24 protein-coding genes are annotated in these 24,426 nt (G+C 68.9%); 5 read left to right on the forward strand and 19 right to left on the reverse strand.

The features are described 5' to 3' along the window. Positions 1-116 precede the first annotated feature (116 nt). Positions 117-470, forward strand: a complete 354-nt coding sequence (locus tag VGP60_RS06500; protein WP_327546952.1) for a DoxX family protein — start codon at positions 117-119, stop codon at positions 468-470. 46 nt (positions 471-516) lie between these two features. On the opposite strand, the gene VGP60_RS06505 is transcribed toward VGP60_RS06500, so the two are convergent. From VGP60_RS06505 to VGP60_RS06530, 6 genes are all read right to left on the reverse strand, one after another. After that, on the reverse strand, positions 517-1,161 hold the full coding sequence (locus VGP60_RS06505; protein WP_327546953.1) for a dihydrofolate reductase family protein: 645 nt from the start codon (positions 1,159-1,161) through the stop codon (positions 517-519). A gap of 160 nt (positions 1,162-1,321) precedes the next feature. Then, positions 1,322-1,984 carry a class I SAM-dependent methyltransferase gene (locus VGP60_RS06510; protein WP_327546954.1) on the reverse strand — a complete coding sequence of 221 codons (663 nt, stop codon included), beginning with the start codon at positions 1,982-1,984 and terminating at the stop codon, positions 1,322-1,324. Between the two features lie 70 nt (positions 1,985-2,054). Then, entirely contained in the window at positions 2,055-4,724 is a 2,670-nt protein-coding gene (locus VGP60_RS06515; RefSeq protein WP_327546955.1) for an FtsX-like permease family protein, read from the reverse strand. Next, the gene (locus tag VGP60_RS06520) at positions 4,721-5,395 is read right to left on the reverse strand and encodes an ABC transporter ATP-binding protein (protein WP_327546956.1); all 675 of its coding nucleotides are present in this window, start codon (positions 5,393-5,395) and stop codon (positions 4,721-4,723) included. The genes VGP60_RS06515 and VGP60_RS06520 overlap by 4 nt, the downstream gene beginning before the upstream one ends. Then, entirely contained in the window at positions 5,392-6,057 is a 666-nt protein-coding gene (locus VGP60_RS06525; protein WP_327546957.1) for an ABC transporter ATP-binding protein, read from the reverse strand. The genes VGP60_RS06520 and VGP60_RS06525 overlap by 4 nt, the downstream gene beginning before the upstream one ends. After that, positions 6,054-6,656 (reverse strand): hypothetical protein, encoded by a 603-nt coding sequence (locus VGP60_RS06530; RefSeq protein WP_327546958.1) that lies wholly within the window; start codon positions 6,654-6,656, stop codon positions 6,054-6,056. The genes VGP60_RS06525 and VGP60_RS06530 overlap by 4 nt, the downstream gene beginning before the upstream one ends. 124 nt (positions 6,657-6,780) lie before the next feature. On the opposite strand from VGP60_RS06530, the gene VGP60_RS06535 reads away from it, so the two are divergent. Next, positions 6,781-8,058, forward strand: coding sequence for a HAMP domain-containing sensor histidine kinase (locus VGP60_RS06535; protein WP_327546959.1), 1,278 nt, complete (start codon positions 6,781-6,783; stop codon positions 8,056-8,058). A gap of 6 nt (positions 8,059-8,064) precedes the next feature. Here the strand turns inward: VGP60_RS06535 and VGP60_RS06540 are convergent, their stop codons facing one another. The 12 genes from VGP60_RS06540 to VGP60_RS06595 all read right to left on the reverse strand — a co-directional run bounded on the left by VGP60_RS06540 (position 8,065) and on the right by VGP60_RS06595 (position 22,123). Further along, complete coding sequence (locus tag VGP60_RS06540) at positions 8,065-9,255, reverse strand: phosphodiester glycosidase family protein (RefSeq protein WP_327546960.1); 1,191 nt, start codon at positions 9,253-9,255, stop codon at positions 8,065-8,067. Between the two features lie 285 nt (positions 9,256-9,540). Beyond that, entirely contained in the window at positions 9,541-12,297 is a 2,757-nt protein-coding gene (locus tag VGP60_RS06545; protein WP_327546961.1) for a bifunctional YncE family protein/alkaline phosphatase family protein, read from the reverse strand. Between the two features lie 4 nt (positions 12,298-12,301). Beyond that, the gene (locus tag VGP60_RS06550; protein WP_327546962.1) at positions 12,302-13,660 is read right to left on the reverse strand and encodes an ABC transporter permease; all 1,359 of its coding nucleotides are present in this window, start codon (positions 13,658-13,660) and stop codon (positions 12,302-12,304) included. Continuing rightward, positions 13,657-14,604 (reverse strand): ABC transporter ATP-binding protein, encoded by a 948-nt coding sequence (locus VGP60_RS06555; protein WP_327546963.1) that lies wholly within the window; start codon positions 14,602-14,604, stop codon positions 13,657-13,659. The genes VGP60_RS06550 and VGP60_RS06555 overlap by 4 nt, the downstream gene beginning before the upstream one ends. 202 nt (positions 14,605-14,806) lie before the next feature. Next, the gene (locus tag VGP60_RS06560) at positions 14,807-15,238 is read right to left on the reverse strand and encodes a DUF1707 domain-containing protein (protein WP_327546964.1); all 432 of its coding nucleotides are present in this window, start codon (positions 15,236-15,238) and stop codon (positions 14,807-14,809) included. Between the two features lie 176 nt (positions 15,239-15,414). Next, positions 15,415-16,017, reverse strand: coding sequence for a hypothetical protein (locus VGP60_RS06565; protein ID WP_327546965.1), 603 nt, complete (start codon positions 16,015-16,017; stop codon positions 15,415-15,417). Positions 16,018-16,089: 72 nt separating this feature from the next. Continuing rightward, positions 16,090-16,830: an FAD:protein FMN transferase gene (locus tag VGP60_RS06570; protein WP_327546966.1), complete on the reverse strand. Its 741-nt coding sequence runs from the start codon at positions 16,828-16,830 to the stop codon at positions 16,090-16,092. After that, positions 16,827-17,276, reverse strand: coding sequence for an FMN-binding protein (locus VGP60_RS06575; RefSeq protein ID WP_327546967.1), 450 nt, complete (start codon positions 17,274-17,276; stop codon positions 16,827-16,829). The genes VGP60_RS06570 and VGP60_RS06575 overlap by 4 nt, the downstream gene beginning before the upstream one ends. A gap of 20 nt (positions 17,277-17,296) precedes the next feature. Continuing rightward, entirely contained in the window at positions 17,297-18,709 is a 1,413-nt protein-coding gene (locus VGP60_RS06580) for a ferredoxin reductase family protein (protein WP_327546968.1), read from the reverse strand. A 48-nt stretch (positions 18,710-18,757) separates the two neighbouring features. Continuing rightward, on the reverse strand, positions 18,758-20,143 hold the full coding sequence (locus VGP60_RS06585) for a HAMP domain-containing sensor histidine kinase (RefSeq protein WP_327546969.1): 1,386 nt from the start codon (positions 20,141-20,143) through the stop codon (positions 18,758-18,760). Further along, positions 20,140-20,829: a response regulator transcription factor gene (locus VGP60_RS06590; protein ID WP_327546970.1), complete on the reverse strand. Its 690-nt coding sequence runs from the start codon at positions 20,827-20,829 to the stop codon at positions 20,140-20,142. The genes VGP60_RS06585 and VGP60_RS06590 overlap by 4 nt, the downstream gene beginning before the upstream one ends. A 196-nt stretch (positions 20,830-21,025) precedes the next feature. Beyond that, entirely contained in the window at positions 21,026-22,123 is a 1,098-nt protein-coding gene (locus VGP60_RS06595; RefSeq protein WP_327546971.1) for a hypothetical protein, read from the reverse strand. A 31-nt stretch (positions 22,124-22,154) separates the two neighbouring features. Here VGP60_RS06595 and VGP60_RS06600 point away from each other — a divergent pair, with 31 nt between their 5' ends. After that, positions 22,155-22,538 (forward strand): hypothetical protein, encoded by a 384-nt coding sequence (locus VGP60_RS06600; RefSeq protein WP_327546972.1) that lies wholly within the window; start codon positions 22,155-22,157, stop codon positions 22,536-22,538. A gap of 109 nt (positions 22,539-22,647) precedes the next feature. Beyond that, positions 22,648-23,367, forward strand: a complete 720-nt coding sequence (locus VGP60_RS06605; protein WP_327546973.1) for a Pr6Pr family membrane protein — start codon at positions 22,648-22,650, stop codon at positions 23,365-23,367. A gap of 67 nt (positions 23,368-23,434) precedes the next feature. Here the strand turns inward: VGP60_RS06605 and VGP60_RS06610 are convergent, their stop codons facing one another. Further along, complete coding sequence (locus VGP60_RS06610) at positions 23,435-23,809, reverse strand: hypothetical protein (protein WP_327546974.1); 375 nt, start codon at positions 23,807-23,809, stop codon at positions 23,435-23,437. Between the two features lie 341 nt (positions 23,810-24,150). Between VGP60_RS06610 and VGP60_RS06615 the strand changes: the two genes are divergently transcribed. Then, positions 24,151-24,426, forward strand: a 276-nt coding sequence (locus VGP60_RS06615) for a metalloregulator ArsR/SmtB family transcription factor (protein ID WP_327546975.1), incomplete at its 3' end; no start/stop codon positions are given.

A 24,426-nucleotide genomic window follows, 5' to 3' on the forward strand; every position in this document is an offset into this window, starting at 1 on the left:
CAGAACACTCGTTGCCACTCACGACCCCCACCTTGATCTGGGACCCGGATGGCCATTTGTCACATTCCGCGGGGCTGCCTCGTCCTTGGGCGAACAGCCCCGTGGAAAGGAAGTCCATGTTCGCCGCCTACCTCACCGTCACCATTCTCGCCTCGGTCTTCAACGCCACCGCCGCCACGTTCTATCTGATCGGCCACGACTACCCCAAAGCGCAGGCGGAAATGAAGGGCGTTCCGCGGTCGTGGATACCACTGTTGGGCGCGGCGCTGGCGACGGGTTCTTTGGGACTACTGGCCGGGTTCGCCGTGCCACTCCTGGGCGCCCTCGCCGCCGCCGGCCTCGTGCTGTACTTCCTCGGCGCACTCGCTGCCCACCTGCGGGTGGGCTCCCGCCAGCTCGTAGGAGGGGCCGTGTTCTTGTCCTTCGCGGTGGCCGCCCTGGTGCTGAACCTGGGCTACCACGGGTCGTGAGCGGCGAGCGCCAGGTCCGCTCCGCGCTAACCTCCCGAGGCGCCGGTCACTTCCGCCAGAACAGGTGGTGCGTCACCCCGCTCGGGCTGGGAACGACCTCCAGGTGGAACCGGTCGAGCAGCTCATCAGGGGACTCCCAGAGTCGTACTCCGGACCCGAGCTTCATCGGCGAGACCGCCACGTGCATGGTGTCGACGAGGTCGGCGTCGAGAAACCGCCGGATGGTGGTAGCCCCGCCGCCGAGTCGGACGTCCTTGCCCTGCGCCGCCTCCCTGGCCCGTTCGAGGACGGTGGCAGGGCCACCGTCGACGAAGTGGAACGTGGTGTCGGACAGCATGAACGACGGTCGCTTGTGGTGGGTCAGCACGAAGACCGGGGTGCGGAACGGGGGTTCGTCGCCCCACCAGCCTTGCCATTCGTGGTCCTGCCACGGCCCGCGCTGGGGCCCGAACTTGTTGCGGCCCATGATCTCGGCGCCGATGTTGCGGTCGTAGTCGCGGGTGAGGTAGTCGTCGAGACCGCGGCTGCCCCCGGGGTCGGTGCGCATGGGCCAGCTCGCCGTGGCGCCGGCCCAGGCGAACAGCCGCTCGGGCTCGACATGACCGAATGGCCTCTCGAGGGTCTGGTCCTCACCGGCACCGATTCCGTCACTCGAGACGTTGAAGTTCTGGACTCTCAGTAGCTGAGCCACGTGGTCCTCCTGTGTTGTCTGGTTTGGATCGTCACCGTGAGGTCGGAGCCGATCGACGCGTCTCGACATGTACCGGCAGAATCTTTTGATCCGCTGAACCCGCCGCCGGCAGGTCGAGGGCGGCAGGCCCGCGCGGTCCGGTGTCGTGCTGGACGTTCGGTCAGACAGCCACTGCCTGGGCTTTACGGGCGAGCAGGTAAATCTCCTGGAACTGCCGCCGGTCGGTGGGCTGAGGCTCGCGAACCATCCGGGCCACCTCGGCCAACCCGGCCTTGCGCAGCATCGCGGCGAGGTGATCCGGCGACCACCGATAGGCCGGCGCGACTGCGTGATCGAAGACCTGCGTCGGGTGAGACGGATCATCGCTGGCCGAAAAGCCGACCAGAAGATGGCCGCCAGGTGCCAGGACGCGGTGGAACTCCGCCAAGATGACGGGGAGTTCTTGCGGCGGAGTGTGGATGATGGACCAACGTGAGAGCGCGCCGCCCAGCACGCCGTCAGCGATGGTCAACGCGGTCATCGAGCCCACGTCGAACCGCAGGCCCGGATAGGCCTGCCGAGCCAGCTTGATCATCGCGGGAGCGGTGTCAATGCCCAACGCCGCCAGCCCCAGCTCGTTCAAATAAGCGGTGATATGGCCAGGTCCACACCCCAGGTCCGCGACCTGACCGTTCCCACTCGCACTTACGACCTCGGCGAAGGCACTCAAGATCGCGCGGTCCAAAGGCCTGTCACGCAGTTCGTCGCGGAACAGCTGCACATAGGTGGCGGCAGCAGCGTCGTAAGCGTCGCGGGTGGCGCTGAGGGCATCGGGTTCGACCATGCTCGCGACAGTAGTTCCTGGCGCTGAGGCGAGCCGACAGACCCGATGCCCCCGGACGTAAGCCTCGCGATCAGATCTCCCGGAACGCGCTGACCGCGTCACGTCCGGCCAGCCGGGTGATGAGCGCCGAGGCGACGGCGAGAGCGGCCACGATCACCACGGCCATCCCCATGAGATAGATCCACGGCACGCTGAGCGCGACCGGTGGCGGGTCGAAAACACCGGTCAGCACAGAGGCCAGCATCTCGGCCAGCACCCAGCCAAGCGCCACCCCCGCCACCGCGCCACCCACGGCGACCACCGACACCTCCCCGCCGATGAACGCGAGAACGTGCCGCCGTCGCGCGCCCAGTGCTCTCGCGACGGCGAACGAACGGCGTCGCTCGTTGAGTGCCAGCGCGAGGACCAGCCCTCCCGCTCCCGCCGCGAGCACCAGTGCGAAGCTCAGTTCGACACGGGTCAGCCCGGACAGGCCGACGGCGGTCAGGCTCGACCCGACTTTGGCGCGGGTGGTGCTGATATCGGTGACCGCCGCGGTGGGCCCGACGAGGTCCCGCACCCGCTGGGCCACCCCGGCGGTGTCCTGGCCGCCGCTGTCGACCAGAAAAGCGCCGACCGCGTCGGAACCGGTTCGCTGAGCCACGTAATCGGCGTTGGCGACGAAGAAACTGTCCTTCGGCGCGGTAGGGAACTCCGAGACGATCCCGGCATAGTGGAACGACACCGCGGCCTGTTGCCCGGTCCGGGAATCCGGGAGCCGCAAGGTGATCTGGTCACCCGGGTGCAACTGGAAATCCTTCACGGTCTCCGCGCTGACCAGAATCGAGTCCGGCGCTTTCGCGAGCGTGTCCATCAGTTCCCGCGCGGTTCCGCCGGAGAAGTAGGAGTCCTGCAGCGCGGTGACCCCGGCGATGGTGGCGGGCCGCACCCCGTAGAGGTCCTGCAGGTCGGCGCCGACGTAGGCGAACCGGTGCTGGACGGGTTCCACCGAACGGACCCCGGCCACCGCGCCGATGCGCTGCGCCTGCGCGGCGGGAACGACGGTGCCCGGCGATTCGGTGACGGCCACGTCCGCCCCGTTGGTGAGTTTCGCGTCGACCTCGGCCTGCGCCTCGTAGGTGGAATTGAAAACCGCGGTGGAGATCGCGAACGCGACCGCCACCGCGAGCAGCACGATCGAACGGGCGAGCGGACGCCGCCGCCGCGACATCGACGCCGCGACCGTGGACGCGAGTTCACCGGCCAGGGGACGCAAACCCCAAGCCACCGCCCGTTTTCCCGGGCCGAGCACGCCATAGGCGAGACGCCACGCGAACAACACGCCGCCGGTCCACAACAGGGCAGGCGCGGCGAAAGCCCAATAGGACACGGAAATACTCGGGACTCCCTCGGGCGCGAGCACCAGCTGGTACTGGTTCGCACCGGCGAGCAGGAGCAGGAGCACAGCCACGCCCAGCAGGACGAAGTCCAGCCCGAACCGCAGCCAGAGCGGACCACGCCGCGCCTCACGGTGGACGCGGGACGCGGCGATCGTCGCGTGCCGCCAATCGAGCGCCGCGGGGACCACGACCGTCAGCACCGCGATCACCAGTCCGGCGGCGGCCGCGCCGCCGGTCCACGCCACGGTTTCCGCCCCGGAGGCGCCGAACCGCGCCGATCCGAAGGCGACAATGCCGATGAGGGCGGCGATCCCGAGGCCCAGCGCACTGCCCACGACTCCGGTCGCCGCCGCTTCCACCGCGGCCAGCCGCAGCACCTGGGCCCCGGAGGCACCTCGCGAACGCAGCAGGGCCTGATCGGTGCGGCGACGCTGAGTCCCGGCGGCGGTCACCTCGGCGGTGAGCAGGGCCGCGAGCACGGCCGCCGGAAGACCGAGGAACAGGAAAAGGATGCGGGCGTAGGCGGCATCGCCGCGGGCCGCGTCGAGCGCCGCACCGAGATTGTCCCCGACGAGCGCGGCTCCGGCCGCACGGGCCTCGAAGTTGTGCGCGGCGCCGAGCACGGAGGTGAAAGCGTTGTCAGGGCTGGTGGGCAGCGCGCGGTCCAGTGCGAGATGCAGCTGGGTCGTGACGAGATCAGGCCTGCTCCCGGCGAGCGGGCCGAACACGGTGTCCCACTGGGTCTGCCCGAGCAGCAGGACGTTGTCCGGCGGCGCGACCGGCTGGGAACCGGTCGGCGCGCCGACCTTCTGAAACAGGGAATCGGCTTGCGGGAGATCGACGACCCCGTCGATACGCACCTCGGCGGGCGGCAGCCCCGCGCGGCCGATCGACACGGTGTCGCCGGGCCGCACGTGCAGGTTCGCCGCGGTCTGCTGCGCGATCAGGACCCCGGCGTCGACGCCGGCGAGAGTGCGGATCTCCCCGCCGAAGCGCTGCCGATAGTCAGGAGGCAGACCCAAGACCTTGCCCGGGCCGGTCTCCTGCGTCGATCCACCGGCGGCCACGGTGAAGCCACTGGTGGTGCCGAAGGAAACGGGCAGCGCCGAGCGGACACCCGCGGTCGACGCGGCCAGGTCCGCGACCTGCCGCAAATCCGCACCGGGTTGTACCTCGACCTGCCAGTCGACCGCGACTCCGGCGGCCGCGCGCTGGGTCATCGTCGCCTGGGCACCGGCCAGGAACTGCCCGAGCGAGGCGAGCAAGGACACCGCGACGGCGATGCCGAGCGAGGTGGCGATCAACCGTCCAGGGTGGAAGCGGACCAGCCCGCGGAACCACAGCGCGGTTACTGTCTTCACGACACTCCTCGGGTCACGGACACGTCGGTGAACGCGCCGTCGTGCATCAGCCAGCGGTGTTCGAGCCGATCGGCGACGGTCTGGTCGTGGGTGGCGACGACCAGACCCGCACCCGCGGTCTCCGCGGCGTCGATCAGCACCGACACCACGTGCTGACCGGTCTCGTGGTCGAGTCGCCCGGTGGGTTCGTCCGCCAGGATGACCTGCGGCCGCGGGGCGAGCGCCCGGGCGATGGCGACCCGTTGTGCCTGTCCCCCGGACAGCTCGCCAGGCAGCCGGTCCGCCAGCTCCACGACGCCGACTTCCTCCAATGTGGACAGTGCGAGCGCCCGGGCGCCCACCTCGGTGAACCCGTCGAACAGCAACGGCAAGGCGACGTTCGCGACGACATCGAGATCTGGCAGCAGGTTCGGGGTCTGGAAGACCAGGCCGACGGCCTGCGCCGCGGGCGGCCGCGCGGCCAGCCCCGGCCACTCGACGGTCCCGGCCGTCGGCGTTTCCACCCCCGCCATCAGATGCAGCAGGGTGGACTTCCCGCAGCCGGACGGCCCGACCAGCGCCGCACGGGTGGTGGACCGGACGGTGCAGTCCACCCCGTGCACGGCAACCACCGCGGTGACGCTCTCGCCATAGGTGCGCGCCAACCGGCGGCAGTGGATCAGGTCGGTCACGCCATCACCTTCCCGTCGACGAGCCGGACGACGCGGTCTGCGACGGCGGCGACCTGGCGGCTGTGACTGGCCACCAGGATGGCGGTGCCGCGGGCCGCGGCGTCGGCCAAGAGGTCGAGGACCCGCTTCTCGGTGATCGTGTCGAGTTCGCCGGTCGGTTCGTCGGCCAGGAGCACCGCGGGGTCGTTGGCCAGCGCGACCGCGAGACCCGCCCTGGCGAGCTCGCCACCGGAGAGCTGACCGGGCAGCGCGCGGGCGTGGTCGCCAAGCCCGACCGACTCCAGCAGCGTCCGCGGGGACGGGTGGGGACCCGATCCGGCCAGCCGCTGCGCGGTGATGATGTTGTTCTCGACGCTCAAGTGGCGAAAGAGATTGCCTTGCTGGTGCAGCAGGCCGATCAGGCGAGCCCGGAGGCGGGCGCGGTCGGCTTCCGGGCGGTGGCTGATGCGTTCCCCCGCGATGGTGACCTGGCCGCCGCTGGGTTCTTCGCTGCCCGACAGGCACGCCAGCAGCGTGGACTTGCCCGCTCCGGAAGGCCCGACGACCGCGACGAACTCGCCGGCGTCGACCCGCAACGAAATTCCTTTCAGGGCGAGGACTTCTTCGTCACCGGTACGGAAGAAGCGGTACAGCACCCGGGCCTCGATGCCACCCTGGTTCACGGGCGCCACTGGAAGGAGTCGGTGACGGTTCGCCAGGGATCGACGTTGTCGGCCCCCACCGGCGAGGACAACGTGATCATGACCTCGGTGGCGGGACGCCAGAACTCGTAGCGCTCGACCTGTTGCGGCACGCTCTTGCCCGTCACGGCATCGATGGGCGATTCGGCCTGGTAGGTCAGCAGGACGACCGGTCCCGCCTTGCGCTGCTCGCCGCTCACCTTGCCCGGTTTGAATCCCTGCGCCTGCCGCGCGATGACCGGTAGTTCGGTAGCCTGCGCGTCGGCTACGGTCGGAGTACCGGGTTGGGCCTTGGTTTCGATCCGGACCGAGTTGAATTTGTCCGTGAACACCGTCGCGGAACCGGTCACCGCACGCGACCATCCCTCGGGAACGGTCACCGAAAATGTTCCGTCGGCCGCGGTGAAGGGTACGAAGGCCTGGTTGTCCGGGATGTCGCCGGCCGGGTTGGCCTCCGGCCCCTGCGCGCTCCCGGGTGGTGCCACGCCGTCGGCGGCCTCCGGCGCGCTCTGTCCACACGCGACAGTCGAGACGAGGATCCCCGCGCCGCCCAAGGCGAGAATCACGGTTCGGCGATTCACGAGCTCACGCTCATTGGATTCATGAGCTCACGCTAAACGGGCCCAGGAAACCATCCAGTTCGGCGGAGGGAAACGGACGGCAAAATATCGGGCATCCCCTTTCGGAATCAGGCAGACTCCGTTTATGCGCCGACGAATCGTGCTGGTGACCGTGATCGCCGGGATGCTGGCGATCGCGTTGTTCGGGTTGCCCTTCGCCGTCGCGGCGACGCACTACTTCGTTCAGGACGAACGAGCCGAGCTCGAACGGATCGCCGATTCCGCGGCACTCACCGTCGTCAACGACCTCACTGACACCAGTCACCCGCCCAGCCTCCCGCCCGCGGTGGCGGATCAGGCCGGGGTGTACTCCCCCGGGGGACGGCTGCTCGCCGGTACCGGCCCGGCCACCGCCGATTCTGTGGTGCTGGCCGCCCGGGCAGGCGCGCTGTCGAGTGGGGACATCGGCAGCGAACTGGTCGTGGCGGTCCCGGTCATCAACGGCTCCACGCTCACCGGTGTCGTCCGCGCGGCCACCCCGCACCACGACGCCTATGTGCGCGCCGCGTTGGCGTGGCTGGCCATGGCCGGGTGCGCGGCACTCGCGACGGGCGTGACGTGGCTGGTCGCACGCCGGCTCGCGGTCCGGCTCGCGCGACCGCTCGAGCAATTGTCGGCGGCGGCGGAACGCCTGGGGGACGGTGATTTCACCGTTCGGGTCGGCCGTACCGGGATCCCAGAGATCGACCAGGTCGCCAAAACCCTCGACAAGACCGCCGAGCGGGTCGGCCGGACCCTCGACCGGGAGCGCGCTTTCTCCGCCGACGCCTCCCATCAGCTACGAACCCCGCTGGCCGGGCTCAGGCTCCAACTCGACCACGCACTGGACAGTCCTGACGACATGCTGAGACAAGGCGTCACCGCGGCCATCGCGACCGCCGACAGGATGGAGGTCACCATCAACGATCTGCTGGCGCTGGCCAAGCAGGTCCGCGAACCCCGCTCGGAGACCGACATCGGCAGGCTGCTCACCGAAGTCCGGCAGGACTGGCACGGCCTGCTCGCGAGCCATGGCCGCGCCCTGCGCATCACGCCGGCAGCGGAGGCGCGCCCACTGGTGTACGAACCGGCCGTCCGGCAGATTCTGGGCGTACTCCTGGACAACGCCGCCACCCACGGCCGGGGCACCGTGACCGTGACGACCCGCGTCGCCGGTAACGCCCTCGCGATCGACGTCATCGACGAAGGCACCGACGTGGACGTCGACCAGGACCTGTTCGCCCGCGGACACAGTTCCGGCAACGGTCACGGCATCGGGCTGGCGCTCGCCCGCAGCCTGGCCGAAGCCGAAGGCGGTCGCCTCCGGCTGGCCACGCCCGCGCCGACGACCTTCACCCTGTTCCTTCCCCTGTCGCCGGACTGAGACCGGTCATTGCTGCCGTACCGGGCCCGAAGCCGGTTTGGCGCGCAGGGTGACCGCGAAGAAGTCCCGCTGATCCGGGGTGAGATAGCGATCGGCCTGCCCTGGCATCGACGGCAGCAGTTTCGCCGGCGCCGACCCCGGCTGATCGGGGCGGTAGGTGTTGAAGCTGACCATTCCGGTGTGGATGTCGAGTTCCATCCCCCGCACGATCCCGGCTCGCGCCATCACGTCGGCGAGCGTGGTGAGTGTCATCTGCGCTCCGCCCACGTAGACCAGGTGCCCGGCGGAGTCCGTGCCGATGCCGGAGCGCCAGGTGTACTGAAACTGACTGCTGGCGCTGCCCCACTGCCCTGCCGGATTGCCCGACAGTCCCGGTACCGGCTTTCCGTTGTCCACGACCAGTTCCAGGTTCTGCCGGACCGCGACGATGTTCGGGTTCATCGTCACGTCACGGCCCCACTGCGCCACCGACACGGCTCCGCTGCGGTCGATCACGAGGGACGCCACCCCGTCCTGCAACGGCTTCGCCACCCGCCCGTCGAGGTAGAACCCGCCGCTGGTGTCGGCGAGCTTGAACCCGGAGTTGAAGGTCGCGAGCAGGCTCGACCGCAGCGGCTGCGGCACCTCGGCACCGCCCGGCCACCCCGCTCCCCCGGGTTCCTTGGTGCCGGCGAAGAGCTGAGTGCTCACCACGCCCTGGTCCAGCATAGCGATCCCGGCGATCACACTGGCGTGCTGCGGATCGGCGCGGAGATAGGTCGTGTAGTCGGCGACCCGTTTGTCCGCGGTTTTCGCGCCCGGAATCCAGACCCCCTCACCGGGCAGCGGCGTCCCCAGCGCTTGGAGGTTCGCCGGTCCCGTCGCGACGGGACTGGCGATCTGCCGCGCCTGCGGCAGTCCGCCCGTGTCGGGCAGGGTGTTGGCCGGAGCATGGCGGGTGTACCACCAGTTCTCGGCCATGTTCACCACCTGTCCCGCCCCCATCCCCCGCATCCAGTCGGCGGTCCGCGCGGCGAAGGTCGCGGCTCCGGGATAGGTCAACGCCTGGACAAAGGTGATCGCGGGATAGATCACCAGCGCCAGCAGCGTCAGCGCGATCCATCGCGCTCTGCGGCGTTTGCGGTGTTTGCCGTGCTTGACCTTGCGGCCCAGCGGAAATCGTCCCTGTTGTGTCTCCGATTCACTTCTGCTGGTCATGTCCGACGGTAAAACGGGCCGGGTAGGCGACTGGGAAATCACAGGTTAGCGGTCGGCCAATCCTGCGGCCATCGCTGTCGTAATCACGTCATACCAACGATTTCTCAACGAAACCCGGGAAATCTTCATCAGATTCTCATCCTCCGCGGCCCCGGTTCCGGGGGTGACACCGACCCAGCCCCCGGCTCCGGCAACGACGTGCTCACCCGGCCTTGACACGGCAGAGGCCCCTGGTCGGCGGTGACGCCGGCCAGGGGCCTCTTAGGTGTGTTCAGTCAGTCGACGTCAGCCGTCGGACTCCGCCGAGGGGATGTAGGCGCCTGGCACCTGATCCGGTGTGAAGATTTTGTCCTCACCCGGGTAGGGCCGCGTCCACCCGTGCGTCTGGTACCACGTGAAGTGGTTCATCTGCGCGGGGTTGGCGTAGTCGGCCGTGGCGTTCGGGCCGGTCAGCCGCTGCTGCCCCTGCCACTTCTGCCACTCCGCCGCCACCGGCTGCTTGTCCGCCGGCACCGCGGTGGACGGTGCGTTCGCGGCGAACTGCGGCGCGACGGTATCGGGACCGCACGCCGGCTGGGTCGCGAGACCCGCGGTCAGCGAGGTGCGGTTCGGCACCGCGTTGAACGGTGTGTTGTCGGCCTTCTTGGTGAACGCCGCGGTCATCGGGGTGGCCGCGCTGTCCTTCTGGTTCATCGGCTGGATCCCGAGGATCTGCTCGATGGTGCGGATCATCGTGATCTGCGAGTAGTACCGGCTGTCGACGGTTCCGCGCTGGGCCCAGGGGCTGATGATCTGGATCGGGGCACGGTGGCCGTCGACGTGGTCGAGGCCGGCCTGGGAGTCGTCCTCGACGACGAAGATCGCCGAGTCCTTCCAGTACTGGCTGTGCGAGATGGTGTCGACGATCTTGCCGACCGCGAGGTCGTTGTCGGCGACCTGGGCGGCCGGGCTGGGCGGGCCACCGGTGTGGTCGCTGGACAGCCAGAACATGTTCAGGTTGGCCGGACCGTTCTTCTCGAAGTCCTGCTTCCAGATCTGGGCCCGGTAGAGGTCCGGGACCGAGGTGTCGAACTTCGGGAAGCCGGGCACCGACACGTCGTTGAGTGACGGGATCGGTGAGGACGAGACCATGGGGTAGGCCGTGTTCTGACCGGTCGCGGTCATGTTCTTGGTGTCGCAGTACAGGTTCTGCCAGGACGCGCCGGACGGCTTGGTCAAGAACTGCTGGAACTCACCGAAGTCCCGCACCGTGTTCCCCGCGGCCTCGGCACCACTCCAGATGAACCCGGAGCTCTGGTGACCGAGAGCGTCGTCCTCGGTGTCGTAGCTGCGCAGGTACTCACCGGCCGAAGATTCGGTGTACTCCGGGTTGTCGGCCTGCATCAGCCAGTTGTGCCCCTCGGCGGAGTTGGTGCCGATGTCGTAGGTGTTGTCGTAAAGCCCGAACTGCTGGGTCAGCGCGTGCTGGTTCGGTGTCACGTTCGCACCGAACTGCGCCAGCGCCGGGTCACCGTTGCCACGCGGGTCGTCACCGAAGAGCTGGTCGTAGGTCCGGTTCTCCTTGACGATCATGAAGACGTGCTTGATCGTCGAGGGGTCACCGATCCGCTCCGGGACGGGCACCGGCTTCTTGTTGCCCTTGCCGTTGGCCACTTGGACCGAGTTGGCCGTCCAGCCGTTCTGCTGGAACACCTTGGCTGTGGTGGCTTTGACAGTCCGGTCGTCCGGCAGCGTGAACCGCTGGAGGCTCGCCGTCGTGTCGTGGGTGCCGTGCCCGGCGCTGCTCGTGGGGCGGAGGGCGTCGATGCCGCGGGTGTTGGAGATCAGCACGTCGTGGCCGACCGTGGTGACCGCCGTCGGGAAGTAGTCCGTGGGCAGCAGGCCGATGTAGCTGGCCGGCTCCTTGGGAGAGGCGTAACGGTAGACGGCGAGCGCGTTGGCGCGGCCGAGGGTCACCAGCAGATGACCGTCGTCGGTGAGGGTGATCCCATCGGGCTCGTACCCGACCGTCGCCTCCGGCCACGGCTGGGTGGCGATGGTCTGGATGACCTTGTTCTTGCCGGTGTCGATGACGGAGACGTTGTTGCTGCCGGTGTTGGCGACGAACAGCGTCCCGTTCTTGGTGTACAGCGCGGTCGGGTGCAGGCCGACGTCGATGCTCTGTACCGCGGCCGCCGGCTTCGCCAGGTCGATGACGCTGACCGTGCCGGTGGTGGTGGCGCCGGTGACCGGGTCGGCCGGCACCTGGGTGTTGTAGGAGTTGATCGTGGTCTCGCCGGGCCTCGCCGGGCGCCCGCCCTCGTTGCCGACGTAGATCCGGTCGCCGATCCGGACCATGTCCCGCGGGGCGTTGCCCACGGTCCAGCTCCGCTGGATGTCCCCGGTGCCCGCGTTGATGGCGACGACACGGTTCTGGCCGTTGACGGCGGCGTACACGGTGGAGCCGTCAGGCGAGAACACCGCCTGTGCCGGCAACGCGTGGCGGGGCCCGTCCGCCGGGATCGAGACGCGGGTCGGCGCGCCGACGGTGCCGTCGGTGTTGACCGGGAACCGGCTGTAGCCGTCGGTCTGGGCCATCCACAGCGTCTTGCCGTCAGGCGAGTAGGACGGTCCCTCCTGGCCGACGTCGTTGCCGGGGATGCGCAGGTTCGCCGTCGCGGAGTTGCCGACGAGCTGCTGCACCTTCCAGCTCTTGAGATCGACGATGGTGAGCGCGATCCCCCCGTCGGTGGTCAGCGCGGCGAGATGGCCGCCGTCCGGGCTGACCGTGGAGGCCATGATCTTGCCGTTGTTGATGACGAGACGATCACCGATCGGGGCGATGTACTGGTCGCTGGAGATGACCTGGCCCTTGTCGGTGAGCTGACCGACATGGTCGGTGCCGAACTGCTGCGTCGAGGCGGAACTGGCGCCCGTGCCCGCGATGACGAGGACGAGCGTGGTGGTGCCGGCCGTTGCGAAGCGTATCCGGCGGCCGCTGCGTTGACCGAGAAGGCCGGAGCGGTCCTTCCCGATACGCCGTCTGCGGCGCGTTACCTGCATTGATCTATCCCTTCGGATGGGTGGGGAGCAGCTCGACGTTGCCGTCGAACTGCCAGAGAGGGTTGGGTTGGTCCCCGGTGGGGGTCCGCACCTGGAAGTAGCCGTTCACTTCCTTCGGTCCGTCGCCGTCGGCGACGTACCGCCCGTCCGCGGTGACGTCGAGCTGGTAGATGGCCGAACCGGTGGCCTCGACGTCGGGGAGATGCCAGGAGACGACGCAACGCCAGTCGTTGCCGGGTCCCTCGGCGGCGATCAGGCCGCCGCCTTTGGTGCACGCCGCCGTGACCGCGAGCTGCTCCTCGGTGACGTCGGGGCGGTGGAGCTGCTCGGTCTGCAGGCGGTAGAGGTGGCCGAACGCCGTGGCGAGCGAGCCCTGCACCTTGTCCTGGTCGATCCCGGACCCCAGCGCCGGGGTCGATGCGGCGATGATCGCGAAGGCGACGCCGATGAGTCCGACCAGCGGCAGGGCTCCGACGGTGAGCGCGCGGCGACCCGAGCCGTCGTAGGTGAGGTTGGTGAAGTCGCGCCGCAGGAAGAGCCGGTAGGCCAGCGCGGTCGCGGTGACGGCCCACACCAGGCTGACCCCGATACCGATCAGGAGCGGGCCGAGCTGGGCGGGGCTGGTGAACAGGCCGTTCCACGCGATGAAGGCGTAACTGGGCAGGGCGAGGCGGACGGCGACGGGCAGCGGCAGCATCTGGGCGAGCTGCATCACGAGGGCGACGACGGCGGGCAGCAGCAGGCCCATCGGCGACCGTCCCAATGCGACGGACCCCAGCAGCCCGACCGCGGCGAGGGCCAGCGCCGGGGCGAGCACGCAGACCCAGGCCAGCAGGACTTGCCCGGCGGCGTCCCCTGGCGCCAGCACGTGGCCGTCGAGGCCGATCAGGGGCCGGTTGCCGACGGCGACGACCCCGCCGGCCGCGCTGGAAACAGCCATCCCGGCGACGAGCACCAGGATGACGGTGAGGCTGGCCAGTGCCTTCGCCACGAAGATCCGCCGGTACGACCGGACCGCCACCAGCAGGTGGCGCCAGGTGCCGAGCCGGTCCTCGACGGCGAACACGTCACCGGCGACCACCGAGGTCAGCAGCGGAAGCGCGTAGGTGCCCGCGAAACCGAGCATCACCAGCGGTCCGGCCCACCCCGTGGCGTTCATCCAGCGACCGAAAAGGGTGTCGACGGGCAGCGAGCTCTGCTGGCTCACCGCGGCGACGAAGAGCGCCGGCGCGATCCAGCAAGCCAGTACCAGCAAGCGAATCCGCCATTGGGAGAGCAGCTTGACCAACTCGAAGCGGTAACCGCGCGCCACCGAAACGGGGCGGGCAGCGGGGACCGGGGCTTCGGCGACGGCCGCGGTCATCGGCTGACCTCCTGCTGCTCGGTGAGGGCGAGGAACGCCGCTTCGAGCGGCGACACCACAGGTGCGAGCTCGCGCACCGCGACGCCCGCGCGCACGAGCCGCACTACCAGGTCGTCGAGGGCGGGCACCGGCGCGCGCACCACGAGTACGCCGGTGTCCTGCCACGCTCCGACGTCGGAGCCGTCGACGACGCGGAGTCCGGGCGTGTCGAGGGCCAGCCGCCGGGCGGCCTGCGGGTCAGAGGTGCGCAGCCGGTAGTCGAGTTCACGGTCCTCTGTGGACAGTTTGCCCAGCGGGCCGGAGAAGACGACGCGTCCGGTCGCGATGATGGTGACCTCGGAGCACAGTGCCTCGAGGTCGTCCATCCGGTGGCTGGAGAGCACGACGGTGGTTCCGTCGGCCGCGAGCCGGTTGAGGACACCGTGTACGTGCTTCTTGCCGACTGGGTCGAGACCGTTGGAAGGCTCGTCGAGCACCAGGAGCCGGGGCTTGGTGAGCAGGGCCGCGGCGAGCCCGAGCCGCTGGCGCATGCCGAGGGAGAAGCCCCGGACCCGGTCGTCGGCGACATCGGTGAGCCCGACCTGGTCGAGTACGTCGTCGATCCCTGCCGTCCGCGCGTCGCGGCTGCGGAGGCCGGCCAGCGCGGCGAGGTTCTGCCTGGCGGTGAGCGAGGGGTAGAGGCCGGGTCCGTCCACGAACCCGGCGACGCCGTCAGGAGCGGCCAACGCCCGCCCCACCGGCGTACCCAAGATCTCCAGGCGGCCCTCGTCGGCGACGGCCAGGCCCAGCAGCAGGCCGAGCAAGGTCGTCTTCCCCGCGCCGTTCGGGCCGACCAGCCCGTGGATCTGCCCCTGCGCCACATCCAGATCGATGCAGTCGAGCGCGACGACATCACCGAAACACTTGGTGGTACCGCGAGCCCGGACCGCGAGGGGGGCGTCCATGGATCCCTTTCCGTCCGCACCTACATGAACTTAGGTACTGCAACTAAGAACATAGGGACCGCAAGTGACTCAGGCGGGGCAGCTAGTTGAACTGCCAAGGAACGGGAACCGTCCGGCGCAGCAGAATGCCCTGAATGACGCGTTGCGGTCATTGAGTGACACGAACGCGTCGTTCAGGGCATCGCAGGTCAGAGGGTGACGCTCAGCCTCGTCCGAACTCGTGGATTTCTGGCCCGTCGGCCACGATGCCCTGCGCCACAAGCATCAGAGTCGTCGCGACGAGCAGCACGACGGTCACCGCGATGAGGATGAGCGCCAGCTTTCGCCGGTGGCTCAGGTCCGCACCGCGGCTGAGCAAAGCGGATGCGTCGTCGATGAGCTGGCGGCGGGCAAGCGTGAAGACGGTTCCCCAACTGGAGGCCTGATCAGCCGGAGGCAGGTCGGATGTGATGGCGTCCAGTTCGTGGCGGTATCGGGCGGCGTAGATCTCGGTCAATCGCTGCTCGACCTCGTCGATCGACAACCGTCCCTCTCCGATCGCGGCTTGGACCGCGGCACTGGTCCGTTCACGTTCCGCATCGGAGCAACGCACGGCAACCGGCGGCGAAGTGACATTCGAAGCGGTTGAAGTCATTCTGTCTCCTTGGTGACGGCTAGTCCTCACCAACGCTAGGTATCGCAGGCTTGCGGATCACCAGCCGACGGCTAACGCACGGCAAGAGAACCGCGTCCCGTGTGGACGCGGCGTCGGGTGATGCGGACTGGGGGCATGCGAAGCCGGTCCTGGTGATCCTCATCGTCGCGACCGCCTCAGCGGCCAGGCTCGCCGGGTACCGGGGCCGAGCTGATTTGGCCCTGCCACGTCGCCTGGGCGCCGGAGTCGCCGATCCGGTAGATGTCGTAGATCGCGGCGCCCGCCGCGAGGACCGACAGCACCGTGACGACCACGGTGACCACGGCCGACGCCGGGGCGAGGAACGTACGGCGCGGGACGAAGCGGCTTTTGCCCTGGGGAGAATCCGCGGGCGCAATGTCCGCCTGGGCTTGGTCGGGTTCGCCGGAGCCTTGGGTAATTGCCCGATGTGCCACGGATGCCTCGCGGTGCCGCCACCAGACGACCAGCGCGAGGACCGCCACCGGGATCGCGACGAACAGCGCCGTGTCACCCAGTGCGACGTGGTCACGTACGAGTGGGGTGGAAGCCACACGCTGCTCGAGCCACTCCCCCGCATCGGTCGTGATCGGCACCAGGACGACGACGATCAGCGACAGCAGGACATTCGGGCCGGCCAGCTTGCGGCGTGCCGCCGGCCAGAGCGCGCACAGCACCAGCAGTAGCGCGGCGAGCGGCAGTAGGACGACGATGGCGTGCACGAGCAGGATGTGGGCGGGCAAGCCGTTCAGCGTGGTCATGAAGTCCTTCACAAGGGTTCGGCGATTTGGACGAGTGCGCACATCTTGGGGTAGTTCGGCGGTTCACGCTCGTTATGGCCCGACGACCAGTGCCCGGTACTCGGGCGCGCGGGCGCGCAGCCAGCTCACGACGTCCCCGCCATGGGCGAATCCGGCTGTGGCGTAGATGTCCGCCCAGAGCAGGGTCGGTCCGGTCACGGTCACCGCGAGCAACTCGTGCGGGCGGTCCCCGGTATGCGGATCGATGATGTGCGCGCCCCTGGCCGCGCTGCCTGATGTGGCCACCCCGCCGGTCCTGATCTCCTGTACAGCAAGGATCCGCGTGCGATCCCCAGGGTCTTCGATACCCACACGCCAAGCCGGTGAGTTCAGGGAGCAGACGCTGGTCACGATGTCGCCTCCGGCGTTCAGGCAGCTGTCGCAACCGTCGAGCTCGGCCAGCAGGGCCGCGGCACGTTCGACGGCCCAGCCCTTCACCAGGCCCGAGGGGTCGAAGCCGGCGGGCAGCCATGCGTCGAAATAGCCGTCCGTTCGTCGGCGGGCCTGTTCGCACAGCCCGAAGACCTCGTGCACCCAGGGGTGCCAGTGATTCGGAGTCAGTTCGCCACGGCGGATCCTGCTCACCTGGCTGTCGGGGCGGTAGGTGCTGAAGAGCCGGTCGACCGCGCGCAACTGCTCGAACACCTCGGCCACCACCTGCGGCACCGAAGGATCGCTTCGGACTCCGGCTCCGCGCAGGTGCACGCTGATCGGCATGCCCATGATCTGCTGCACCCAGGATCGGCGCTCGGCCGTGACCTCGAACCCGGTCACTGGTGCACCGCGTCGATCGCGGACTGCAGCGACTGCGCGTAGCCCTCCGAGGTGTAGGTGGCCCCGCTGACGGTGTCGATCTGCGCGCTCTGCGCCTGCACAGTCTCGTTGTTGAGGATCGGTACGGCGGCTGAGTTGATCCGGACGTCCCGGCTGCTCTGCTGGGGTACCTGTAGCGTCCGGGCCGACGTGATCCTGCCACCGGACACGGTGATCTGCACCTGCACCGGTCCATACCGGGTGTCTGCGGCGGTGCCCGTGAACGTCCCACTGTCACCGCCGCTCGGCGCCCCGGACGCGGAGGGTCCGCTGGGAGCCGCCGGCTGAGGCGCGACCGGCAGGTCGCCGACGGCGGCGACCTGGTCCTGGTTGGTGCTGGTGTGGTAGCTGAACAGCAGCACCACGATCGAGACGGTGGCCGCGACGGTGATGGCGATTCTACGCATGATCGACCTTTTTCCCCGGCCTACCAGCCGAATCGTTCGGAATGGATCCGCCCGGCAGGCACGCCGGCCCGGCGCACGGAGGCGATCACGGTGCCGGTCCAGGCATCCGGGCCACAGACGAACACGTCGTGCTCGGGGAGGTCGGGTACCACGTGGCGAAGCACCGTTTCGTCCGGCGCGCCGGCGTAGCCCGCCGGGAGCCACGAGGGCCGGTTGCGGTCCCGATGTCCTGGCAGGTACAGGATCCGCACGCCGCGATGGGCAGCGATGGCGTCGAGTTCGCGCCGGAACAACAGGTGCGCCGGAGTGCTCGCCCGGTACAGCAGGACAGCTTCGCCAGGCCGGTACACCATTTCCTCCAGCAGAGCGCGCAGCGGGGTGATCCCGATCCCGGAGGCGAACAACGCGATCTTGCGTCCACTTCGGACAGAGCCGGTGAGTCGGCCGTAGGGACCTTCGAACAGGACCCGGGCGCCGACCGGCAGTGTGGCCAGGCGGCGGCTTCCCTCGCCGAGGTCCTTGGCCGTGATACGCAGGCGCCTGCCGTCGGGCGCGGCGGACAGCGAGAACGGGTTACCGCGGGTCCAGCCGGGGCCATGCAGGAACCGCCAGACGAAGAACTGACCGGCGACCACTGGCAGCCGGTCGAGGTGTCGGCCCCGGAGATGGACCGAAACGACGCCGCCGCCTTCCGGCACCACATGGTCGACGACGAGCCGGTGGTAGGCGTTGCGCCACAACGGAAGTCCGAATCGGAACAGCAGGATGGCGCCGGCCGCGGCGCTGTACACACTCCACCAGAACACGGTCGCCACGGGAGAACTGGTGAAATCGGCGCCGGTCCAAAGCTGATGCGGGAGAGCTAGCCCCACCCCCGCGTAGGCGTACAGATGCAGCAGGTGCCACGACTCGTACCGCAGGCGACGTCGCGCCGCCTTCATCGAGGTGGCCGCCACCATGACGAGTGCTGCCGTCCCCGCGGTGGCGAGCAACATGCCCGGATATGTGGTCACGAGATCCCAGACCTCGGACACGAGCCCGGTCCGATCAGTCGCCGCGTAACCAAGGCTGATGAAGACGACGTGCACGCACATCAAGGTGAATGAGGAGAAGCCCACCAGGCGGTGCCGGCGGGCCAGCTCGTCCTGCCCGTAACTGCGCTCGACCCAGGGGATCCGCGCCATCATCAGTACCATCAGCAGCAGGAGGTCTGCCGACAGCAGGCCGGTCAGCCTGCCGGTCGAGGTGAGCAACCCGGCGAGCGTGCCCAGCTGCTGCAACCCCCGCCCCGCCACCCACAGCGCGACCACGAACAGCACGCTCAGCCACACGGCCAGCCCCGAGACGTCGCGCCACCACTCCCTGGCCGACAACGGCCTGCCGGGCGACGGCCGGCGGTCCGGCCGCCGGAACGCCTGAGTGGTCATGGACATCGAGTACTCCCAGTGGTGTGTGCTGTGGTCCACCCTGGCCGAGCTCGGTTAGTCCGCGACGTGACCCGGTTGTGAGTCAGGTAAGAGAAGATCCGCGCCTACCGTGAAACCCACCACAGCGCCGCCGCCGGAGCGTGGCCCCGCGAAGACGTCACCGCCGTGCGACCGCGCGATCTCCCGCACGATGGCCAGGCCCAGGCCGGACCCGGGCAGGGCACGCGCCGCGTCGGTCCGGTAGAAGCGGTCGAAAACGCGGTCGGCGTCTTCGACGGCGATGCCGGGACCCCGGTCGAGCACCTCGACCCGGCCGTCGCGGACGAGGACCGATACCGCCTCCCCCGAGCCGGGGTCGAACTTGACCGCGTTCTCGATAAGGTTGGACATCGCGCGCTCGAGGCCTTTGGCCCGGCCCTGGAGCCTCGTGGCGTCCGCGTCGACGTCGATGACCCGTCCAGACCTGCGGTGCACGCGGTCGGCTGCCCGGCACACGACCGCGGCCAACTCGACCGGCGCGGGTTGCTCTCCGTCGTGCTGCCGGGTGGCGAGGTCGACCAGTTCGTTGACCAGGTGGGTGAGCTCACGGGTCTCGCCGTCAACGTCGTCGAGCAGCCGCCCCCGCGCCTCAGGCGTCAGCTCACCGAAGCGGCGCAGCACGCTGGCGTTGGTGCGCAGACTGGTCAGCGGGGTGCGCAGCTCGTGGGCGGCGTCCTGCACCAGCCGTTCCTGGTCGTCCCGGGCGTCGGCCAGCCGGACGAGCATGCGATCGAACGACGCCGCGAGTCGGCCGACCTCATCCCTGCCGCCGGTCGGCACCGCGACGTCCATCAGACCGCCATCGCTGACCTGCTCGGTCACCCGGGTCAGCCGCACCAGCCGCCGGGTGATCTGGCGAGCGATCAGCCAACCCGCAAGCGCGGCGGCGGCCAGCACGATCGCGCTGACCACAGTGATCCGCGTTGCGAGCGAACTCAGCACGTGCCGGGATTCGTCGACGTCGATCCCCAGTTGGATCGCGCCACGCCCCCCGCCGAGTGCCACCGTGATCACCCGGTAGTCGTCCGGGCTCACCGTCAGGTCCTGGTAGCGGCGGTCGCCCAGGTTCCCGGTCGCGGCGAGAGCCCGGTCGGCGGCGTCGTCGGCGAGCCGGATCGGCCGGCCGCCGATCGGCCGGACGACGCCGTCCGGGCTGATCGCCTGCGCCGCCATCGGCTGGGCTTCGTCGTGATCGCTGTCGTCCGGGCCCGTGGCGACCGGGCTGGGCGCCAGCACCTGCGTCGCCCCGGCCGCGATCTGCGCCGACATCGTCAGCAGCGAGCGGTCGAGCTCATTGCCGATCCGCTGCGACGCCGTCTGGTAGCTGAACACCCCGACCAGGATCGCCACCGCCGCGCCGACACCGGCGAAGGCGACCGCGAGCTTGCTGCGGAGGTTCATGGCGAACGCACCGAATAGCCGACTCCCCGCACGGTATGGATCAGCTCCGCCGCGCCTGCCTTCTCCAGTTTCCGGCGCAGATAACCTATGTAGACCGCGAGGTTCTTCGATTCGGGCCCGAACTCGTACCCCCAGATCCGCTGGTAGATGGTGGCTCGGTCGAGCACGATCCCCTCGTTGCGGACCAGCAGCTCCAGCAGGTCGAATTCGGTCTTCGACAGGTCGATCTCGGTGCCCTGCCACCACACCCGCCGTGCGGCCGGGTCGACGGCGAGGTCACTGAGCCGAAGCATGCGCTGTGCCGTGGAGCCGGCCTCCGCGGAAGTGCGGCGCAGCAGTGCGCGCAGCCGCGCGAGCAGCTCGTCCAATTCGAACGGCTTCGGCAGGTAGTCGTCGGCCCCGGCATCCAGCCCGGCCACCCGGTCGGCCGTCTCCACCCTGGCGGTCAGCATCAGGATCGGCGTGGCGTCACCGTCCGCGCGCAGCACCCGGCACACTCCGAGACCGTCGACCCCCGGCATCATGACGTCGATGATCAGCACGTCGAACTCGGCCCGGCGTGCGGTGGCCAACGCGGTCACCCCGTCGGCGATCTCCGTGACCTGATAGCTCTCGAGTTCGAGAGCGCGCACCAACGATTCGCGGATCGCGCGATCGTCGTCGGCCAGCAAAACTCGATAGGGCACCTCGCCATCATGCCGGGCAGCCGGATTCGTGCGCCCGGCTGCCCGCCCTGGACGCGACGATCTCCCTGTCGTCGTGGTCACGTCGTCGGTGGTCATGACCGCCGCATCGCTCCCACCGGGAGCGGTGGGGGCAGCCGACTACGGCCGCGGACGCGACCGTCCACTGGCGACAGACCTATCCGCTCGAAGCGCGCAGTCACTCGAACATGGCCTCGAACCCGTAGTTCTCGAAGAACAGTCCGAGCCGGTCGAGGACGCGGCGGTAGGCGGCCGTGGCCGCGGCGTCGATGTCGATGATCTCGCGGTGGTGCTGGTCGGCGTCGACAGCGATACGTAGCAGGGCCTCGGCGTCCGCGTCGCCGGGTGACGGCGCGATCAGCAGCTTGTCGAGGACACCTTCGGCCTGGTAGTCGGCCAGTAGCCTGCGCAGCGTGTCCAGGTCGGCGTCGAGCTGGTCGTTGCGCCGCAGCGCGACGAGCTGGGGCATCAACTCGGCCACGCCGCAGGCCCGCCACGAGGGTGCGTCGCGCGCGCGGTCGGCGATGATGTCGGCCACGCGCGTCGCCGCGTCCGTCTCGGATTCAAGGTCTTCCACGTATTCGCCCGCCGCCACGCACGGGATGAGCAGCCACCCGGTGGTATCGGCATCGGGCAGGCTCTCCGGATCGACCGCGGGCCAGGTCCGCCACACCCCGGTAGGGCCTTCGTGCTCGGGATCGTCGACGTCCTGCGGCCTGGCGAGCTGCGCGACGTGCGTGGCTTCCTGGCTCCTCCGGCGTCGGGCGACCAGGCGGCTGCTGCCGCCGAGCAGATCGGCCAGCTCGCCAAGGCGGCCGGCCACCCAGCCGGGGAAATCCGGTTCGTGGATCAGGGCCTTGGCCAGCGCGTCCAGGGCCTGGCGGTCGTAGGCGGTGGCCTGCCGAGGTTGGCGAGGCTGAGAGGATGCCCTGAGATCAGGAGTTGAGGGAAGTCTGGACGTGGACAGTGTTTCCGTGATGCCGGGTTCCTCCGCGCTGAACCAGATGCACGCCTCCTGGAACCAGTCGCGCGCGTCCGCCGCGGGCTCCGATGACTCGATCTGCCTTACGCGCCCGGACGACTCGCCCACCAGGAACACCGACCGCGTCACCTCCTCGTCCAGGTCTGCTGCCTGGTCACCGTCGGCGATGATCTCCGGTGAGTACACGCACCAGCCACCGAGGAACTGAGCTGCCGTCAGGTCCGCTCTCGGATAGTCCAGACCGCCCGACCGAATCTCCTCTACCACCAGCGAAATCGCCCGCGCAGCGTCCATGCGATCAAGATAGCGGACCTACACTGAAGCCGTGTCCGACCTGATTCGCTTCCTGACCCGGCCCGTCGTATGGCATCACACCGATGCGCGCGTGTTCGTCCATGCGGCACGGGTCGATGACGCATGGTGGGTGCTGCGGCTCAACAGCTTTCCCGACCATCCACATTTCACGTTGTTCGTGGACGGCGTGGTTGTCGGCGACGTGGAGGACCTTCGGACCAGAGCGCCGGCCTGGGATCTCGGTGCCGCCGGCCGCCCTGCCCTGGCCGGCGGGCAAGTCGGCGAGATCCTGACGTTGATGCGTGGGCTCGGGCCGTACGGCGCTGAGGTCGGTCAACCCTGTGACGGGGACTGGTGCTCCTGTGAACGGCGCACCGACGACTACATCCGCGAAGGTACAACCAACGCCGGTTAGCGATCCGTTCGCGGCGTGGCCAGATCGCCCAGCACGTACCGAGTCGACTCGGCCTCGTTCGAGTGAGATCAATCAGTCGGACGGTCGCCGCCGTCCTAGGCTCAGGCTCATGGTGGCCCGGGTGTGGTTTGGCGTGACAGCGCTGGTGGTCGTGGTCGGCCTCGTGGTTCAGGCGGTGGCGACCGCCACGACCACCGGCGAGGTGTTCCCGACCGCCGGCGGCCGGCTGGTGAACCTGTTGTTCTTCTTCACCATCGAGTCCAACGTGATCGTCGGGGTGACCAGCCTGTTGCTCACCCTGAACCCGCGCCGGACATCGACCCTGTTCCGGGTGCTCCGGCTGGACGGCATCGTCGCGATCACGGTGACCTTCGTCGTCTTTCACGTCGCCCTCGCCGACCTGCAAGAGCTCAGCGGTTCGGCCGCCGTCGCCAACGTCCTGTTGCACACCGCCTCGCCCGTGCTGTGCGTGCTGGGCTGGCTATTGTTCGGACCGCGCCGGCGCGGTGGATCCCGGCTTGTCGTCCTCGCCCTGATCTTTCCGCTGTGCTACATCGCCCTCACCCTCATTCGCGGCCCGATCGTGGACTTCTACCCCTATCCGTTCCTCGACGTCCGCATCCATGGCTACCTTCGCGTTCTGGTCAACTCGGTGATCGTCGGTGTCCTGTTCCTGTGCCTCGCCACTGGGGTCACCGCCCTGGACAACTGGCTCGTTCGGCGCCGGACCGGGAATTCCCCCGATATCGGCGAGTCCTCAGTCGTGGACGGCCCCGTTTTGACCAATGTGGTCACGCCCCGGAAGCAACCCGGACAATCGTCCACTTAGGACTTTCGTTTGGACCGACTCGGTCCGCCAGACCGGCGCATCCCCGCGGGTGCGGGGACGAACACGCCTAGTTCTGGAGCAGGACTCGGCAAGGCACCGCCGCGAAGGCCGACCCGATGGTCGGGTTGGAGCGGACGAGGTCCACGAGTTCGTCGCGGTCGGGGTGCACGACTGCCAGGAGTGCCTCCGCGTCGCTGACCGGATCGTGGTCGTTGCTGAGCGTTCCGTGCAGTTTGCCGAGGGCCTGGGGCACGATCGCGTCGACGGAGGCGCGCAGTGTGTTCGTGAGAGTGTCGGCGGCGGGTACGCCGGTGCGTGGAAGGTGATCGGCGCCGTCGCGCGCTTTCGTGAGGTTGTCGATGACCGGCGTGAAGTCGACGGTGATCGACTGGCCTGCCGCTACCGCGAGTTGGATGTACTTCTGGGTCAGGTAGAGATGCACATCGCACACTTGATCGGCCCATTCGGCCAGTGGGGCGACTCCTGATGATGAGACGGCGGGAGCCGGCGGATTGCTGACCGGTGCGGCACTGGAGCTCGTCGTGGGGACTGGTTGCGATGTGACTGGCTGGTCGCCCGAGGCTGAGCATCCTGCCGATGTCGCGACGGCGATCGTCAGGGTTGTCAGGATCGTCAGGGTCGGCGTTCGCATGTGTCGCTCCTCGCAGTTCCGACTTGTATCAGGTATAGCGGACGACATCGGGCCCCACCCAGTGAACGACTTTCGACGTCTTCCTGCCATTCCCGGCTTGACGCATGCCGATATCGGAATATGATTGCGCCATGGCACGAGCAGCGACGACGTCGGACGTCTTCAACGCGATCGCCGAGCCGCAGCGCCGGAAGATCCTGGTGCTACTGCGGGCGGGTGAGCGGCCGGTGACCGAGTTGGCCCAGGAGCTGGGGATGACCCAGCCGGGGGCGTCCAAACACTTGCGGGTGCTCCGGGAGGTCGGACTGGTGCGGGACCGCAAGGCAGGCAAGCAACGCCTGTACGGCCTTGACGCCCGCGGGCTGCGACCGGTTCACGAGTGGACCGGCGGGTTCGAGCGGTTCTGG

Source organism: Amycolatopsis sp., assembly GCF_036008905.1.
Lineage (GTDB): Bacteria > Actinomycetota > Actinomycetes > Mycobacteriales > Pseudonocardiaceae > Amycolatopsis.

Coding starts and splice junctions, on each gene's coding strand:
- VGP60_RS06575 (WP_327546967.1), bottom strand. CDS start 17,276: ATGCGTAGAATCGCCATCACCGTCGCGGCCACCGTCTCGATCGTGGTG.
- VGP60_RS06500 (WP_327546952.1), top strand. CDS start 117: ATGTTCGCCGCCTACCTCACCGTCACCATTCTCGCCTCGGTCTTCAAC.
- VGP60_RS06580 (WP_327546968.1), bottom strand. CDS start 18,709: ATGTCCATGACCACTCAGGCGTTCCGGCGGCCGGACCGCCGGCCGTCG.
- VGP60_RS06560 (WP_327546964.1), bottom strand. CDS start 15,238: ATGACTTCAACCGCTTCGAATGTCACTTCGCCGCCGGTTGCCGTGCGT.
- VGP60_RS06555 (WP_327546963.1), bottom strand. CDS start 14,604: ATGGACGCCCCCCTCGCGGTCCGGGCTCGCGGTACCACCAAGTGTTTC.
- VGP60_RS06550 (WP_327546962.1), bottom strand. CDS start 13,660: ATGACCGCGGCCGTCGCCGAAGCCCCGGTCCCCGCTGCCCGCCCCGTT.
- VGP60_RS06605 (WP_327546973.1), top strand. CDS start 22,648: ATGGTGGCCCGGGTGTGGTTTGGCGTGACAGCGCTGGTGGTCGTGGTC.
- VGP60_RS06595 (WP_327546971.1), bottom strand. CDS start 22,123: ATGGACGCTGCGCGGGCGATTTCGCTGGTGGTAGAGGAGATTCGGTCG.
- VGP60_RS06535 (WP_327546959.1), top strand. CDS start 6,781: ATGCGCCGACGAATCGTGCTGGTGACCGTGATCGCCGGGATGCTGGCG.
- VGP60_RS06565 (WP_327546965.1), bottom strand. CDS start 16,017: ATGACCACGCTGAACGGCTTGCCCGCCCACATCCTGCTCGTGCACGCC.
- VGP60_RS06545 (WP_327546961.1), bottom strand. CDS start 12,297: ATGCAGGTAACGCGCCGCAGACGGCGTATCGGGAAGGACCGCTCCGGC.
- VGP60_RS06540 (WP_327546960.1), bottom strand. CDS start 9,255: ATGACCAGCAGAAGTGAATCGGAGACACAACAGGGACGATTTCCGCTG.
- VGP60_RS06510 (WP_327546954.1), bottom strand. CDS start 1,984: ATGGTCGAACCCGATGCCCTCAGCGCCACCCGCGACGCTTACGACGCT.
- VGP60_RS06585 (WP_327546969.1), bottom strand. CDS start 20,143: ATGAACCTCCGCAGCAAGCTCGCGGTCGCCTTCGCCGGTGTCGGCGCG.